The following is a 2,661-nucleotide window of genomic DNA, read 5'->3' as shown; positions in this document are numbered from 1 at the left end:
ACGCCCGTCGCGGTCCTGTCGCCGAACGAGAGAGACGCGTTGTCGAGGGAGAAGCGCTCGCGCGACCAGATGAGATCGCCTTCAAGAGAAAAACCGCTCGCCGTTTCCCATGGCGTCAGCGCCGCTATCAAATGAGCGGCAAGCGGCTGGTCGCCCGCCGCCGCGAGCTTGAGCTGGCCCGACACCTTCTGCCCGTTCCGCTCGCCCTTGAAAGCAAGCTCGAAACCGGGCTTGCGCATGCTCAAGGCGAAGGGGGCCGCTGCCGCGCGGTCCGGCCGCTTCAACGTGATGCGTTCGAAGGCGACGCGCCGGTAAGGGCGAAGGGCGCCGTCGGCGATATAGAACACCGGGTCGCGCAATTGGATGTCTGGAAGGCTGCTGCGGTCCACCAGCGTGAGTGCGAGCCTGGCCGCCGCGAGTTCGTCGGCTGCGCGCCCGCCAGCGTCGCGCTTCAGCACGAAACGGGGCGATGAGACCACGAACTTCCTGTATTCGAGGTCGCCAAGCAACAGGGCGGAGAGATTCACGACGGCTGTGACGGTTTCGGCACTTCCTCGCTGCACCGGATCGAGCCCCGGCGCGTCATGGAAGCGGACGTCGCTCGCCTCGACCGAAAGCGTGGCGAAACTAGCGATGCGAAGTTGGCCCGCGAGCGTGACCTTGCCGCCGCTCCAAGCCGACAGCGCCTTCACGAAGCTTTTACGCGCCACGTCGCCGTCGAGGAAGCGCGGAACCGCCACAGCCAAAAAGACCAGCGCCAGCCCGGCGCACGCCCCCGCCGCCGCCAGACACTTCAAAACATATCGAACTTTTCGCGTAATCTGATACATCTTGAAGCAGGTGAGGAAAACAGCGACGCTGAAGCTTGATGCGCCATAGCACACGCTTCACCGCTTCACCCGAACGGGTGAGCGTTAAGGTTTAAAAACACTTTGTGACGCTGGCGAGTCTTTGCATCGGAGACTGCACATGAAATTGCCGCCGCTTTGGTCCCCTACCGAAAAGTCCGTGGAAAACTCGCGCCTGGCGCGCCTCATGGCGGAGGTGAACGCGGCGGACGACCTCGATCTTCGCACATACGCCGACATTCATTCCTATTCCGTCCGCGAGACGGAAGCCTTCTGGGCGAAGGCTTGGGACTTCATGGGGCTTATCGGCGAGCGCGGCGACGGCCCGATCTTCGTCCAGGGCGACAAATTCGAGGCATCGCGCTTCTTCGAGGGCGCGCGGCTGAATTTCGCGGAGAACCTGCTCCGCAAGAACGATGACACGCCCGCGCTCATCTTCCGCGGCGAGGACAAGGTCGCGCGCACGCTCTCCTGGGCCGAACTTCACGCGGCAGTTTCGAGCGCGCAACAGGCCATGCGCGCGGCGGGCATCGGCGAAGGCGACCGCGTGGCGGCGCTGATCCCGAACATGCCGGAAGCCATCATCGCGCTTCTGGCGGCGGCGTCGCTCGGCGCGATCTGGTCGAGCGCCTCGCCCGATTTCGGCGTGCAGGGCGTCCTCGACCGCTTCGGCCAGATAGAGCCGAAACTTTTCATCGCCTGCGACGGCTATTATTACGCGGGCAAGACGCTCTATACCGGCGACAAGGTGGCGGAGATCGTCGCGAAGATCCCGAGCATCGAACAGGCGTGGATCGTGCCCTATCTCGGCCGCGCGGGCGATGTGGTGGCGACGTGCCCGAAGGCGCGTGCCTGGGACGAAGTGCTCACCGCGCATCCCGCCACGGACGTTGAATTCACGCGCCTGTCCTTCTCGCACCCGCTTTATATTCTTTATTCCTCCGGCACGACAGGCACGCCGAAATGCATCGTGCACTCAGGCGGCGGCGCGCTCATGCAGCAGATGAAGGAGCACCAACTTCACTGCGACCTTCGCGACGGCGACAAGCTCTTCTATTTCACCACATGCGGCTGGATGATGTGGAACTGGCTCGTCGCAGGGCTGGCCACCGGCGCGACGCTCGTCCTTTATGACGGCTCGCCGTTTCACCCCGACGGCAACGTGCTCTTCGACCTCGCGGATGAAGTCGGCATCGACATTTTCGGCACCTCGGCGAAATACATCGACTCGCTGAAGAAGGCGGGGCTTCGGCCGCGCGACACGCACAAGCTTTCGAGCGTGCGCATGATTACCTCCACCGGCTCGCCGCTCGCGCCGGAAAGCTTCGACTACGTCTACGACGCCATCAAGCCGGACGTGCATCTCGCCTCGATCTCGGGCGGCACCGACATCTGCGGCTGTTTCGTGCTCGGCAATCCGCTATCGCCTGTCTATCGCGGCGAAATTCAGGGGGCGGGCCTCGGCATGGCCGTCGACGTGTTCGACGATGAGGGGCGCCATCTCGACCACGGCAAGGGCGAACTCGTATGCCTGAAGCCGTTCCCGTCGATCCCGGTCTATTTCTGGAACGACGCGGACGGCACGAAATACCACAACGCCTATTTCGACCGTTTCCCCGGCCTGTGGCACCACGGCGACTTCGCGGAATGGACCGAGAATGGCGGCATCGTTATTCATGGCCGCTCCGACGCGACGCTGAACCCCGGCGGCGTGCGCATCGGCACGGCCGAGATTTACCGGCAGGTGGAGCAGCTTGAGGAGATCAAGGAAGCCATCGTCATCGGGCAGGACTGGGATAACGACGTGCGCGTC

2 protein-coding genes are annotated in these 2,661 nt (G+C 63.7%); one reads left to right on the top strand and one right to left on the bottom strand.

The annotated features are described in order from the left end of the window. A partial coding sequence (locus T281_RS16825; protein WP_155955324.1) for an AsmA family protein occupies positions 1-797 on the bottom strand: 797 nt, incomplete at its 3' end. Positions 798-969: 172 nt separating this feature from the next. Here T281_RS16825 and T281_RS16820 point away from each other — a divergent pair. Next, a partial coding sequence (locus tag T281_RS16820) for an acetoacetate--CoA ligase (protein WP_037242230.1) occupies positions 970-2,661 on the top strand: 1,692 nt, incomplete at its 3' end.

It is taken from the genome of Rhodomicrobium udaipurense JA643 (assembly GCF_000636015.1).
In the GTDB taxonomy this organism is placed as follows: Bacteria; Pseudomonadota; Alphaproteobacteria; order Rhizobiales; family Rhodomicrobiaceae; genus Rhodomicrobium; species Rhodomicrobium udaipurense.
Note: the sequence above shows the minus strand (reverse complement) of the source record. Positions and strands in the feature narration are given on the sequence as shown.